Source organism: Gemmatimonadota bacterium, from assembly GCA_009835325.1.
Lineage (GTDB): Bacteria > JAAXHH01 > JAAXHH01 > JAAXHH01 > JAAXHH01 > JAAXHH01.
On the sequence record VXWP01000006.1, the window covers coordinates 1 to 13,363 of the forward strand.

Genomic DNA, 13,363 nt, shown 5'->3' on the forward strand with positions numbered 1-13,363 from the left:
GCTCCATTCCGATACGTTATGCTGGATCTATTTCTACTTATCCCATCACTCAGCCAGTCCCTGTGATTGTAATCTTCCGTATTCCATCCTGAAAAGATGTTGTGCAGCATTGCTTGCATGGTCATTTCTCCCTTGATTCTGCACTTCTCGGTCGCATCTAGAGGGAGTACGTACCGGACCGCGGCGCTTTGAATATACCCAATATTTGGACCTATGAATTCTAGTGTCAGATGTCGCTCGGGACAATCGTTACTGACAGCCTTTACTCTCGGGCGATTATCTGTCATCAGTTCTTCTTCCTCGAATACGAATCCGAGAGGCAGGTTGCTGAATACCGAAACCATTTCAGCACGAGTCACACCTATATGCCGACTATTCTGATCGGCATACACATCAACAAAAGTCAAGGAATACAATAAGAGAAACAAAAACAGTACGAAGTACCGCATTTTGGCACCGCCTAACTGGGATTGATGGTTAAAAACAAGGGCTGTTGTTGGGATCATTCAGTTGCAAACCGGTTTCTTCATCTCGAACGACTTGCAGGACTCATACACCCCACTAACCGCGTCTGCCTCGGCCCTGTCCATTGTAAGACCGTACTTCCTCTTTATCTCAATGTACTTGGCAACATACCAGCACCGATTGTTATCTGGCAACCACTCGGCCGGATCCTTCGCGACCTTCTGATATCGGTTCAGTCGGGGCGCCGCCAGCGTCAGATTGTCCAGATCGTTCCCGAATGCCTTTCGTTCCTCATCGGTCCGGGCGCTCAAACCGCTTTCGTGGGCTTCCGATACAGCGACTATATGCTCAATATCAGTCTCCCGCCGGTTTGAAAAGCAACGTAGTGAATACGGCGAAAATATGCCTCCCTGTTGAGCGATAATCCGTTGTTCAATGGACTGCGGATAAGAGTAGTCATCCCGGTCATAAGGCGTAACCCTGACTTCGGGCGTGATGACGATCCCGGACAGGACCGTATCTTGCGGTTGCGCTCCAACTGGCGAAGAACAAGATACCGAAACTAGTCCAATGATCAACAATCTGTGGATCGCTTTCACAACTTCTCCTTGAGTAGTTGTTTGATCTCGGTCAATCGACCTCGACCCAATCCAGTCGGGTCTCGATCCTTTACAGTCGATTGTCGATCTTGAGAATATGATTCAATATCGTACTCGCGGTATCGTCGAGACTGGATATCCGACGTTCTAACCTGCTCATTCGACGTTTCATTTCGGGGGGTTCACCTATTGCGGTCATCGTATGGCTCACTTTTTCCATATATGGGGTGGTCGTTTCGGTGGAAAGGGTTATAGTTTGATCCGAATATCGAGTACCTTTTGGATATTCGGATCGTAGTCACATTCATAACGTACCGGTATCCAACCTCCAATGGTATTCTGGATCTTCATGCTGTCGCCGAGGTAGATCAGGATACCTTCGTCCTTCTTGCCCGGTTTCCAGATGAATCGGGGAAACTTGGACTCAAGCAAACCGTCCGTCCATTCATAGGCTGTCACGCGGTCAAGGATGTATTCGACTCCTGCGATACATGGTGCTTTGGCGGATACTTCGTGTCTCTTACCCCAACATTGAAGGTCCTGCTTGCAAAGATCGTCCCCTGAAACCTGTTTTATCTTTGCTGTGGGAAAACGCGACTCTCCGGGAGTGATAGGATAGGCTACGTAAGCCAATTTGCCATTCGTCATTCCCCGCAATCTGTTCTCACTATCAACTCGCCAGTAGTTATCTGGCAATCCATACTCGGCGTACTCTTTGGCTTCTTCGGTCTGGAAACGCCTCAACGATGACAAGGGCAAACTCGACGCTGTAATCCGTTCTGTCTCAACAGAGGGTGATGAAAGGTTGGAGAGATAACGTGTCTCAAAGTAGAACAGGTCATTTTCTACGATGAAAGCGTACCTTTTGCCCACATAATCGAAGGATATCCAAACCTGTCTGACGTCCCTGTTTGGATCATCCTCGAATCTATATGCGTCAAGTATTTGTTGTCTGGTTGGCCCATTGATTTCAACCTCTTTCAGATTGTTCCCTTCAAATGTCACCGTCGCCCAAGACATCCCCCCGGTGGATATCGGTTCGGGGAACCGGAACCATATCCACATCATGTCGTATTGTCTCTTGCTATCCTTGATGGATCTCGCCATAGCCTTCAATCTGTTTTCAGATAAGGGCTGGTTGATCTCCACCGTTACAACTCTCTTTACTCCCCTTGTGGTTTGGTCCTCGATAATTGATGACTCGAACTGATCCGGGAACACGTTCCAAGTCTGTTGATCGGCGTGAACCCCTGTACCGTATCCTAACCAAACGAACGCAACCCATACAATGATCCGACGCATGATACACCTCCCGCACTGTTTCTTCTTCCAACTAAACCTTGAAATAAAAATCGCCAAACTCGTTGTATCGATTTCTCTCTGCAGACCTACTTATTAATTATGTTTAGGATTGTTAACATATCCCCTTTATTGGGTAGATATCAACGATGGGAATCGGTCACTTATCGAGGCGGACGCCAAGACAAGGAGGTAGACGTTAGCCGCAAACTTCTTTCTCTGCAATGCTTTTCACATCGGGTTGCACACTAGACACGGTGCGAGAGGTCAGTGCTTAGGGCAAGGTGCTTGTGAGCGATCACTTCATCTGGAATCTACCTAAAGACTAGTTGCTCATCTCGATCTTCGGCACAGTCCCCCCAAAGCCCGACGCGGTGAGGTCTCCTGATTGAAGAAGAACAGCTGCGTACATACGAGCAGTACTTTACCGATAAAGATGCCAACACAGACAGGTCGTGCCATCTCTGTTAAGGGAGCCGATGATAAGCCCGTATCTTCAAATAAAGTAACCCGCTGAAGGTTTACTAGTAGGAAAATTCAGTAGGTTCTTGTTTTCGATTCTATTATACACTCACTGAGTCTCGGTGTGGACCTAACCCGTTCGATTAATCCCTAATTTGTCGGTCCTCTTAACGTGCATCTTAGGAGTCTTCATCTGTTAATCGGACCAGTTCGCCCTCAGCACGAGGCCTGTTTGACAGGTATTTTTCGATCTCGCTTTCCAGCCACCTGACCGCACGATCCCCGACACGAATTGGTTTTGGAAAACTGCTCTTCCGCATCAACCTATAAATTGAAGCACGGCCGATTCGGCACCTATCCTGGACTTCCTGCCGCGTTAGCAGTCTATCTTGACCAGTCATGGCATCCTCCCTGGTTGAATTGATTCCATAAACACTTAAATCTGCCAGTAAGTTACCATGAATTCCGGGGATTACCAGACCCTACAATAAGGTGGATTTTAGGGGGCGGATGGGGAGTTGTCGGTTTGCTCGAATAGATGCTTCGGTAATGAGTACTGGATGGCGGGAGAACGTTTTAGATCTCTCGACTTGCGCCAGATGGTACGCACGCTGCCATACTTCATATCCATATAGTCAGCGACTTCATGGCACGCAGAGTACTTCTCATCTGACTCATACGGAAGATCCATGTTGTCGTGAACGAGTATTACCGAAATTGCGATAAACCGATCTCGCAATAGATTCGTGGATCTGCTTCTGCCGACGGACTTCGGTTCTACACATTGGCCGGTTGCTACTTCCAGTATCCATGCAATCACTGAATCAGGCAGATTGTTGATGAGCTTTCTGTCGTCAAGCTTTTCATCAATCCTCAATAACAGAAGGTATTCCTGCAAAATCCGGTATGCCAGTTGGCTTTCTCTTGCAATTTCACCGATACTCGACCGCGCATCTGGTATTGTATTAAGGATTAAAGCACCGAATCTGACTGTTGAATCTTTGTCCTCAATGGAATGGCCGATCATGAGTTTCAGGGCTTCCAAACGTTCAGAAACTTCAGGCGGCCGATCGCTGCGGTCCGGATAAGCCTCTTTTCGTTCCTTGATTATCTCGAGGTGATATTCGTTGCTCATGATGACTGACGCTCCGCTTGAGAATCACATTTTCCGTTTTCTGTTCTTACCAAGAAATCAGCCCACTCTTGCATGAGTTGCCGACGCTTTTGAAACTGATCTCCACGAGAGTAACTTTGTTCAACCGTGTTACCCACTACATGGGCCAGTGCATGCTCGCAGACTTCGCGGTGGAAATATGTGCACTCTCCCGCCCAGGTCCTGAACGAAGATCTGAAACCGTGAACCACGGTCTTCTCGCCTAGCCCGACCTGCCTAACCGTCTTGAGCAGCATTTCGGCCGTCATGGGAAAGCCCCGCTTCGCCATGGATGGAAAAATCAAGCCAGATTCGTCACGAAGGATCATTGCTTTTTCAAGGACCTTGATTGCCGTACTCGAGAGCGGAACGCGATGGGGCTTGCGCTGTTTCATTTTATGGGCTGGGATCTCCCATGTGGATGAATCTAGGTCGATTTCGTTCCACCTGGCGTCTCTGGCTTCTTTGGACCTCGATGCAGTCAGAATAAGGAACTGAAGGCACAGCCTGGATGGGATCGAGGCCACGCGGCTACCGATGATCTCGAACGCCTCCGGCATTTCCTGAAAGTCGAGCGAACGAAAGTTCTTCCTTTTCTTTCTCATGGAAGGCAGGGCGCCGTCGATCATCTCGCCGGCGACGTTGTGCTCGACGTAACCGTGCGCCTGGCAAAACTTCAGTATCGCGCGGGTCCGCTGCCTTACCCGACCTGCAGTATCGGGAACCTTCTTCCAGATTGGTACAAGGACCTTCAGGACATCCTCCTGAGTGATCTGGTCGACCGGCAGATCGCCAAGTTTGGGCATGGCGTGGAGATCGAGCGCCTGCATCCAGCGCTTCGCGTGCGGCTCGCTTGTCCAACTTGCCTTAAGCCCCTCATGTGTCTTTCTGGCCGCCTCCTGGAACGTCGGAATCCTCTTCCTTCGTTTAATCGAACGGGGGTCCTTTCCGCCGGCGATCATGGCCCGGTTTTCGAAGGCTTTCTCACGAGCGGCGGCAAGTGTGACCGCGGGATAGGCTCCCAGGCCTATGTCGACGCGGCGACCGCTGAACATAACCCGCTGGATCCAGGATTTTCTCCCGCTGGGCTTGACGCTGAGGTAAAGCGTGTCGCCTGCGCGGTGCAGGCCGGCCCTTTTGATCGATTTAACTTCCGCAGCGGTAATTTGCTTCATATTGAGTTCCTCCAACCCCACATTGATACCAACATAAAATGCTGGAACAAAGGGGAAACTATGAGAAGTTACAAGAAAAAGAAAAACCCCGCCAAGCCTGGTATCACGGGCTTAACGGGGAATATACGGTAAAAAAACGGATTGTAAAAGAACTTATTTTTTATAGCGGGGGGAGGATTTGAACCTCCGACCTTTGGGTTATGAGCCCAACGAGCTACCAGACTGCTCCACCCCGCGTCGTCTATCCAATAATATACGGAATTCGCGGTTTCTGTCAAATGCTTTTTGCCGAATGCGGCACGTCCGTCATCGCCGAACCATCGGTGATACCGCACCCCGCGAACAGGGTGCGCTGCACCGCCATATCGTGGTCCAGGGTGTAGTCCGGCTCCTTCGCGCCGGATATACAGGCCGCGAGTTCGGTCAGCAGTGAAGGCGGTCCCGGCGGCGTGGGAACGGTCACCTCCTGCCATCCCGCCGCATAGTCTCCGTAGGCATCCGCCAGCGAAAGCGACAGGTTGTTCGATCCGATCGGCGTGTGGATGGCCGTACCCTTCGTTCCGTACAACTCGATGCGCCGGGTCAGCCCGCTCTCCACGTGCATGGACGCGGTGTCGATCGTCCCGAGGCCGCCGCCGTCGAACCGGTGGACGACCACCGCGTTGTCGACGTGTTTCCGTTCACCATGGAACTGCCCATACGTGGCGTCCACCCGCCGCGGCTCGCCCATGAACGTCACCATGATGTCGACCAGGTGCCCGGCCATCTCGAAATAGAGTGAACCCTTGTACCGGTCGAGTTCCTCCACCAGCCTGGCGTGGTAACCCATGGGTTTCGGGATGTGTCCCCTGAAGTAGAAGGGATCGCCCAGCGCGCCGGCCCTGCAGAGCCGGATCATCTCCGCGATCGCCGGGTTGTACCGCCACATGTAGGCCATCTGCAGGTGCAGGTGCTTGCGCCGCGCCGCGTCGTGCAGCCGCTCTAGCTGGGCCATGTCCACGCCCGCCGGCTTCTCGAGAAGCACGTGCTTGTCCGCCGCCAGCGCCTGTTCGGCGTAATCCAGGTTCTCCGAGACGCGGCCCTCGCAGATGATCGCTTCCGCATCGCTGTCCAACGCCTGCTCGATCGAATCGAAGACGGGGATGTTGGGAAGGTCCGCGGCCCAGTCGCCCAGTTTTGCTTCCCGGATCGCGGGATCCGGCTCGTAGACGCCCACAAGCTGGAATTCGTCCGGCCGGCTTGCGGCGTCGCGGATGTGCATGACGGTGTGACTGTGCCACAGGCCCAGGTACGCGAATTTCAGGGGCATGGGGAGTCCTTTCGGTGGTCAGGAGGAATGGGGGCGGTGCTACACGTAAAACCGGAAACCGACACCGCTGTCCTTCGCAAAAGGGGATGCTGGCAAAAGACATATGCTGGAACGAAAAGTTAGCCGTGCCCCGAGTGCCTGTCAAGTCACCATAAAACCGTTGACAGGCGTGTTTGCCGGTTCAACTTACCCGTCCATGCCCACTGACCTCTTCGTCTTCGTCCTGCTGTCCGCCGTCCTGCACGCCACGTGGAATTTCGTCGCCCGGCGCAGCTCGGGGAATCTGACCGTATTCTGGTGGTCCCTCTGGATCAGCTGTCTGTTCCTGCTGCCCTTCGTGGCGATCGTGGCCTCCGGAATGGGCCCCGCGGGATTCCTGGCCATGCTGGAAGCCGGATGGTTCTACGTGCTCGCCACCGGCGTCATCCATACGTTCTACTTCCTGTTCCTTGCACGGGCGTACGAACACGGAGAGATCTCCCTGGTCTACCCCATCGCCCGGGGATCGGGCATAGGCCTTACGGGTTTCCTCGGATGGCTGCTGCTGGGCGAAGAACTGACGCCAATGGGGGTGGCCGGCATCGGCCTGATCTGCTTCGGGATTCTGCTGATGGGCGTATCGGTCTTCCGGCACACGCGGGCCGTCAACCGCGGATTCGCATCCGCCCTGGTGGTGGGCGCCACGATCGTGAGCTACTCCCTGGTCGACAAGGTGGGCGTGAGTATCGTCCATCCCGTCGTATACATCTTCGGCATGTTTTTTCTGAGCGCCTTGTTCGCCACGCCCTTTGTCGCGGTCCGTCACCTGGGGATCCGGTGGCGCGGATTCGCGGAGACCTGGAAACCCGCGGCGCTGATCGGCGTCGGATCCACGGCCGCCTACCTGATGATCCTCTTCGCCATGACCGTGGGCCAGGTGGGCTATATCGTCGCGTTGCGGGAGTTCGCCGTGGTGCTCGGAGCCGTGCTGGGATTCGTCTTTCTCAAGGAGCGCATCACCCCGCTGAAGGTGGGTTCGGTGCTGATGATCGTCACCGGACTCGTCTTCATCAAATTCGGTTGAAGCAGGACGCGAAATAGCGCGTAACGCGCCTTGCTTTCGTGGGGCGAAATGACTACATTGCCTAGCGATTCCTATAGTGATCCGATCATGACCCGACCCGCCCTCGCGCTTCGCTGCTGCCGCAGGATATACGCCGCTGTCGCGGGATATACGCCGCTGTCGCAAGATAATCAATAAAGGAGACTAGCAAACTTGTCCCGTCTGAACCGACGTTCCTTCATTCGAAACACCGCCATATCCGTTGGCGCGCTGACCGTCGGCGGCACGGCGCTGCAGGGCCTGATCGCCCGGCGCGCCCGGGCCATGGTCGGCGGGTACGCCCACCTGGTTGCGCCCCGCGGGGAAGGGGGATACGGACCCCTTTTTCCCGTGCCCTCGCAAAACACGGGGGAGACCATGCTCGAACTCCCGCAGGGATTCTCCTATACCGTTTTCGGCAAGAAAGGCGGGCTCATGTCGGACGGCCATCCCACACCGCCCGCCCACGACGGCATGGCCGCCTTTCCCATGGACGGGATGGTCCGGCTCCTGCGGAACCACGAGATCAACACGGGCAAACCGGTGGAAGCCATCGGCAACCGGGACGCGGCCTACGATCCAACGGCGCCCGGCGGCGTCACCACGCTCATTGTCGATCCACGGACGCGCGAACTGGTCCGCGATTTCGTCAGCGTGGGCGGGACGCTCCACAACTGTGCCGGCGGCCCGACGCCGTGGGGGTCCTGGATCACCTGCGAAGAGACCACCATGGGTACGGACCGGTTCTTCAGTGCGCGCTGGCTCCAGTACCTGGGCGGGTACGACAAGGAGCACGGGTACTGCTTCGAGGTGCCGGCCGACGCCGAGGAGAGCGTGGCGGCCGAACCCCTGACCGGCATGGGACGGTTCGTCCACGAGGCCATCGCCGTCGATCCGGCCTCCGGTATCGTGTACGAGACCGAAGACAACAATCCGAGCGGATTCTTCCAGTACATCCCCGATCACCCCGGTGAGCTTGCCCGGGGAGGGCGCCTGCGCATGCTTGCCGTCAAGGATCGGCCCGGATATGACACGCGCGATGGCCAGACCATGGGCACCTCCCTGCCCGTTACCTGGGTGGAGATCGAAGATCCCGATCCCGCGGGGGCAGGTCTGGACAATCACCTGGTGTACCAGGAGGGGGCCGACAAGGGCGGCGCCGCCTTCGACCGCCTGGAAGGGTGCTGGCACGGCAACGGACGCATCTTCTTCACGGCGACTACCGGGGGCGACGAAGGCCTCGGACAGGTATGGGAATACCGCCCCGAAAGTGACGACGAAGGCGTGCTGACGCTCCTGTTCGAATCGCCCGACGCCTCGCTCATGGCCGCGCCGGACAACGTCTGCGTGAGTCCCCGCGGCGGCCTGATCGTGTGCGAGGACAACCGGAACGGCATTCAGCACATCCGGGGCCTGACCAGCGACGGCCGCGTGTTCGACGTGGCCCGGGACGTGGCCGGCATCGCCTACCGGGGCGAATTCGCCGGGGCGACCTTCAGTCCGGACGGCGAGACGCTCTTCGTCAACATGCAGCGGCCCGGGCTGACCTACGCCATTTGGGGCCCCTGGCAGAAAGGCGCGGTCTAGGGACCGTGGCGGCAAAGCGCCGTCCAGGGAGTACGATTGTTTTCCACGGAAATCAACGCCTTCAGAAATCGACTGGCCGGCGGTGAACTGTGTCTCGGTCCCGCCGTGACCTTCACGGATCCGGCCGTGACCGAGGCCCTGTGCGATTCAGCCGACTTCATCTGGATCGACACCGAGCACACGGCGATGAACCTGGAGACGGTCACGCGGCATCTGATGGCTGCGCGCGCGGGGGGCACCGCCGCGCTGGTCCGCGTGCCTTCGAGCGCCATAGGGCATGTCAAGCCCATCCTGGACGCCGGCGCGCCCGGGATCGTCGTCCCGCAGGTCCGTTCCGCCGCCGAGGTGCGAGGCGTGGTCGACGCATGTCGATACCCGCCCTCGGGAGACCGGGGCTTCGGACCCCATCGCCCGTCGAACTACGGACGGGCGTTTGCTGATTTCGACGCCTACGTCGACGACATGAACCGGGACCTCTTCGTCTCGGTCCAGATCGAGCATGTAGAAGCTTACCGTGAACTGGAGGCCATCGCGGCCATTCCCGGCCTGGACAGCCTGGTCATCGGGCCCGTGGATCTGAGCGGATCCATGGGCACCCTGGGGCGGCTCGAAGACGACGAGATCGTGACCGCCATGGAGCGGATCATCGACGTGGGGCACGAGGCGGGCCTCTCCATCGGCATGGGCATGGGATCGCAGTACGCCTTCGGCCGTCGCTGGAGCAGCCGGGGCGTAGACTGGATACAGGTTGACTGCGACTACAGCTACCTGATCAGTGGTTTCGAACGGGTCGCCGCCGGCGTCCGCGGCGACGGTTAGGCACGCCTTCAGAAAGGCTTCGGACTGGCTAACGATTCCCGCCGCACTTCATCGGAAGATCAACTCTACGTCCTGCGTACGGCGCCCGAACCGCTCGCGGACTTCTGTACCGCGGCGATGGCCGTGGTGGGACTCTCACGGACGGACGCCAGGCTGACGGCGGACGTCCTGATCCGCACCGACATGCGCGGGATCTACACGCATGGCACGGTCGCGTTGCGGCGATACGTACAATTGATGCGCGACGGCGGGATCGATGTAACCGCCGTACCGGAAATCACGGACGACGGTCCCGCCTGGGCGCGGATCGACGCCCGCCGGGCCGTGGGCATGGTGGCCTCGCACTATGGCATGACGGTGGCCATGGACAAGGCCGCACGCTGTGGGATCGGCATGGCTACGATACGCCGGAGCAACCACTTCGGCGCGGCATCGGCCTATACGGTCATGGCGGTCGAGAACGCGGATCGACCCTTGATCGGCCTCGCCATGAGCAATACCGACGTGGTCATGAACATACCCGGCGGACGCGGTGCGGCCATCGGCAACAATCCCTTCTCCTACGCCGTCCCGGCCCGGTCCCAGCCGCCCATCGTGCTGGACATCGCCATGAGCACGGTGGCGGGGGGCAAGGTGGCCTCGTACCAGGCCCGCGGCGAACCGCTCCCGGAGGGATGGCTCACCGATGCGGAAGGGCTTCCGACGACGGATCCCGGCGTATTTACCGTCACCGGCGCCCTGACGCCTTTCAGTGCGCACAAAGGTTATGGCCTGGCATTGCTGGTGGAGTCCCTGGCCGGGGTGCTTGCCGGCGCGGGGGTCACGACGGACATCCTGTCCTGGTCCAAGGTCTCGGACGACACCTGCGACGAGGGACACACCTTCATGGCCATCGACGTGAGCGCCATGATGCCGCTGGACGACTACTACGACCGCATCGACGAACTCATCCGCCGCATGCGGGACGCGCCGAAAGCGACCGGAGTGCAACGCACCTACGTGCCCGGGGAGATGGAACTCGACAGCGAAGCGGTTTCCCGGCGCGAGGGCGTTCCGCTCACGCGCATGGCGGCGGAGAATCTGGCGGGGCTGGCCGACGATACCGGGCTGGCGGACCGGCTGCCCTTCGACTGGCCATGAGGTAGCGCATCGTTCGTTGAAGCTGTGAGCGCGGTTGGTCTTCAGCATTGACGTACAGACGACTAGCAGAGAGGACCACGAAATGCCCACCGTAAACCGTGCCGTCGAGCTGCTCAAGCGGGGCCAACCCATTTACTACGGCGGCGCCGGCGAACTGAGCTATGAAAAGGGCGTCGAAGCCTCCGGAAGGTGGGAGGACTACCTCGTCGTCGAAATGGAACACGGCCTCTTCGACCTGCCGGGTCTCAAGGCTTTCATGGCCGGCCTGGTGGATGCGGGACCCACGTCCGGCGGACACCTTACGCCCTGCATCATCGTCACGCTGCCCACGAACGGGACCAGCGAGGCGGTCATGCGAGCGAATGCCTGGATGGTCAAGCAGCTCCTGGCGCTGGGCGTCCACGGGCTCCTGCTGTGTCACGCGGAGACGCCGGGCGCCGTGCGGGCCTTCGTGGAAGCCGCCCGGTACCCTTTCCATACCCGGGGCGTGGGCGAAGGACTCGAAGTGGGCCAGCGCGGCTCGGGGGGCCAGGGCTTTGCCGCGGGCACCTGGGGACTCGCCGTGCCGGATTACGTGAAGCAGGCCGACGTCTGGCCCCTGAACCCGGAAGGGGAGCTGATGCTCGGCCTCAAGATCGAGAACCAGCGCGCCCTGGCCAACGTCGACGAGAGCCTCGCGGTGCCCGGCATCGCCTTCGCCGAGTGGGGTCCGGGCGATATGGGGATGTCCTTCGGGTACCCGGACCGCCACGACCCGCCTTACCCGCCGGAGATGATCGCCGCGCGATCGGCGGTGCTGAAGGCCTGCAAGGCCAATGGCGTCGCCTTCCTGGACGGGGTGACGCCCGATAACGTGACCGACCGGATCGACGAAGGCGTGATGGTCTCAGGCTGCAGCCCGGAGGCCGCCGAAATCGGTAAAAGACACACGGGACGCGATTTAGAGGGCCCTTCGGGTAGCGGCGGCGCATGACGACCTACACCGTTTACTTCGCCGGCGATCTCTTCGACCACAAGCACCTCGCCGGGAACGAGCTCCTGGCCGGGGCCGTCGACCGCCGGTCCGAGGGGCGTTACGCCTGCGTCCTGCCCCAGGACCTCGAACAGGCATCGGAACGCATGGTCGACATACGGAACCAGGACCTCATGCAGGTCATGGCCTGTGACCTCGGGCTCTTTAATTTCGACGGGACGGACCTGGACTCGGGCACGGTGGTGGAGTTCATGATGGCTAAGATGCTCGACATCCCATCCGTACTCCTGAGATCGGATTTCCGGGCGTCGGGCGACCAGGAACGGGAAGGCGACGACTGGAACCTGATGTGTTCCTTCTATCCCAGGTCGAGGAAGGTCCAGTTCAACGCCATGGCGTGGTACCAGGAAGCGCGCCGGGACGGCGGCCCGGGCGGCGATACGGGGCACGGAGGCCCGGAGGAAAGCGGTCCGGGAGACGGTGCACCCGCGGCCGGCTGGTCCGACCGGCTCTACTACCGGATGGCGGACGCCGTCATCGAAGCGCTGGACGCGGTACGGACCGAACCCTCCGCCTTCGGCGGCGACGAAGCGCGGATCAGCGCCGTCTATGCCTGGGCTGCGCAGTTTCCCGGTGGTGGATTCGACGCACTGTGCGGACCCGGATTCGTGGAGAAAACCATCGAGAAAAAGCGCCGCAAGGGGCTGTTGTAGACCGGGCATCAAGCCGCAGCCTGGCCGGACCTTGATCCAATAAGAAAAGGGAGCGCGAAATGATCGACTATGGCATGTTCCTCATGCCGGTACACGACCCGGCCAAGCCGCCGGGGCAGTGTTACGACGAAGACATGGAACTGCTGGTGCGATCGGAGGAGCTTGGTTTCAGCGAGTTCTGGATCGGCGAGCACCACTCGTCGAGCTATGAGAACATCGTCATGCCCGAGATCTTCATCGGCAAGGCCCTGGGGCTTACCAACCGCATGCGGCTCGGTGCCGCGCCCGTTTGCCTGCCCTACCACCATCCCGCCCACGTGGCCGGCCGCCTGGCCTTCCTCGATCATCTCTCCCACGGCAGGCTGAACATCTGCTTCGGTCCCGGCGCGATCCCGACCGACCTGGAGATGTTCGGGATCCGGCCCGAGGACTCGGGCGCCATGGTGGGCGAGGCGATCCAGATGATCATGACCCTCTGGACCACCGATCCGCCCTACGACATCAACGGGCGGTTCTGGCAGGTGCACGTGGGCCGGGAAGTCCGGGAGGACCTGGGCGTCGGCGTCTACCTCAAACCCCTGCAGAAAC

The 13,363-nt window shown here is 58.7% G+C and carries 13 protein-coding genes and 1 tRNA gene; 7 read left to right on the forward strand and 7 right to left on the reverse strand.

The features are described 5' to 3' along the window. Positions 1-506: 506 nt before the first annotated feature. The 7 genes from F4Z81_00665 to F4Z81_00695 all read right to left on the reverse strand — a co-directional run bounded on the left by F4Z81_00665 (position 507) and on the right by F4Z81_00695 (position 6,462). On the reverse strand, positions 507-1,166 hold the full coding sequence (locus F4Z81_00665) for an HNH endonuclease (protein MXW03559.1): 660 nt from the start codon (positions 1,164-1,166) through the stop codon (positions 507-509). Positions 1,167-1,313: 147 nt separating this feature from the next. Next, entirely contained in the window at positions 1,314-2,366 is a 1,053-nt protein-coding gene (locus F4Z81_00670) for a hypothetical protein (protein ID MXW03560.1), read from the reverse strand. Between the two features lie 638 nt (positions 2,367-3,004). Then, positions 3,005-3,226: an AlpA family phage regulatory protein gene (locus tag F4Z81_00675; protein MXW03561.1), complete on the reverse strand. Its 222-nt coding sequence runs from the start codon at positions 3,224-3,226 to the stop codon at positions 3,005-3,007. Between the two features lie 98 nt (positions 3,227-3,324). After that, positions 3,325-3,960, reverse strand: a complete 636-nt coding sequence (locus F4Z81_00680) for a hypothetical protein (GenBank protein ID MXW03562.1) — start codon at positions 3,958-3,960, stop codon at positions 3,325-3,327. Then, on the reverse strand, positions 3,957-5,153 hold the full coding sequence (locus tag F4Z81_00685) for a DUF4102 domain-containing protein (protein ID MXW03563.1): 1,197 nt from the start codon (positions 5,151-5,153) through the stop codon (positions 3,957-3,959). Before F4Z81_00685 ends, F4Z81_00680 begins: the two co-directional genes overlap by 4 nt. Positions 5,154-5,316: 163 nt before the next feature. Next, positions 5,317-5,390: transfer RNA gene (locus tag F4Z81_00690), tRNA-Met, on the reverse strand. A gap of 37 nt (positions 5,391-5,427) precedes the next feature. Further along, positions 5,428-6,462: a Gfo/Idh/MocA family oxidoreductase gene (locus F4Z81_00695; GenBank protein MXW03564.1), complete on the reverse strand. Its 1,035-nt coding sequence runs from the start codon at positions 6,460-6,462 to the stop codon at positions 5,428-5,430. Positions 6,463-6,565: 103 nt separating this feature from the next. Between F4Z81_00695 and F4Z81_00700 the strand changes: the two genes are divergently transcribed. The 7 genes from F4Z81_00700 to F4Z81_00730 form a co-directional block, all read left to right on the forward strand. Beyond that, on the forward strand, positions 6,566-7,525 hold the full coding sequence (locus F4Z81_00700; protein ID MXW03565.1) for an EamA family transporter: 960 nt from the start codon (positions 6,566-6,568) through the stop codon (positions 7,523-7,525). Positions 7,526-7,726: 201 nt separating this feature from the next. Next, entirely contained in the window at positions 7,727-9,130 is a 1,404-nt protein-coding gene (locus F4Z81_00705; protein MXW03566.1) for a DUF839 domain-containing protein, read from the forward strand. Between the two features lie 36 nt (positions 9,131-9,166). Next, positions 9,167-9,949: a hypothetical protein gene (locus tag F4Z81_00710; protein ID MXW03567.1), complete on the forward strand. Its 783-nt coding sequence runs from the start codon at positions 9,167-9,169 to the stop codon at positions 9,947-9,949. A gap of 117 nt (positions 9,950-10,066) precedes the next feature. After that, positions 10,067-11,089, forward strand: a complete 1,023-nt coding sequence (locus F4Z81_00715) for an Ldh family oxidoreductase (GenBank protein MXW03568.1) — start codon at positions 10,067-10,069, stop codon at positions 11,087-11,089. Positions 11,090-11,171: 82 nt separating this feature from the next. Then, entirely contained in the window at positions 11,172-12,062 is an 891-nt protein-coding gene (locus F4Z81_00720; GenBank protein ID MXW03569.1) for a hypothetical protein, read from the forward strand. Further along, entirely contained in the window at positions 12,059-12,775 is a 717-nt protein-coding gene (locus F4Z81_00725; GenBank protein ID MXW03570.1) for a nucleoside 2-deoxyribosyltransferase, read from the forward strand. Before F4Z81_00720 ends, F4Z81_00725 begins: the two co-directional genes overlap by 4 nt. A 59-nt stretch (positions 12,776-12,834) precedes the next feature. Then, the coding region (locus F4Z81_00730; protein MXW03571.1) for an LLM class flavin-dependent oxidoreductase at positions 12,835-13,363 on the forward strand (529 nt) is incomplete at its 3' end.